Raw genomic sequence first — 559 nt, 5'->3', positions numbered from 1 at the left:
GGTGAAGTCCTGGGTCACGTCGAAGGGCTCGAACCAAGGGCCGACCCCGGTCTCCTTGTCGACGTGGCGGCCGAAGTGACTGTCCTTGCCGGGGGGCGCCACCGTGACCTTCAGGCGGTAGCGGCCGGGGCCGAACAGCTTGACGTTGTCGCCGTAATGCGGGCCGTCGTTGGCGACCATCGGCATGAGCGCGCCCGAGACCTTCTGGTCGGTGGGCTTGTCGCCGTCGAGCTTCACCGCCTCGAACCGGACTTCGAGGGCGGGCACCCAGTCGCCCTCCGCGAAGCCGTTCCGGTTGTCCTTTGCGGCGCGGATGTCGGTCTCGAGATGCAGGTCCGACTGCGCGGCGTCGCGCATCATGCCGGGCGGGTCCATCTCGATCGGCTGCAGGTAGACGGCGGCGACCTCGAGGCCGTTCTTGGTCACATGCGGACCGATCGGCACCTCCTTGGCCGCGGCGGCCCCCGCCGTCGCCAGGAGGGCACCCGCAGCCAGGCCGCGGAGAATCGGAAAGAGAGTCGAAGCGCGCATAGCGATGCACATAACGCTCCCGCGGGGA

The 559-nt window shown here is 69.1% G+C and carries 1 protein-coding gene; it reads right to left on the bottom strand.

The window, feature by feature from the left end; translation table 11 throughout:
- On the bottom strand, positions 1–531 hold a 531-nt coding region (locus ACTXGH_RS13795), incomplete at its 3' end, for an iron transporter (RefSeq protein WP_443561804.1).
- Positions 532–559: the final 28 nt, after the last annotated feature.

It is taken from the genome of Psychrobacter sp. 1Y10 (assembly GCF_052259005.1).
Classification (GTDB): Bacteria; Pseudomonadota; Gammaproteobacteria; order Pseudomonadales; family Moraxellaceae; genus Psychrobacter; species Psychrobacter saeujeotis.
Note: the sequence above shows the minus strand (reverse complement) of the source record. Positions and strands in the feature narration are given on the sequence as shown.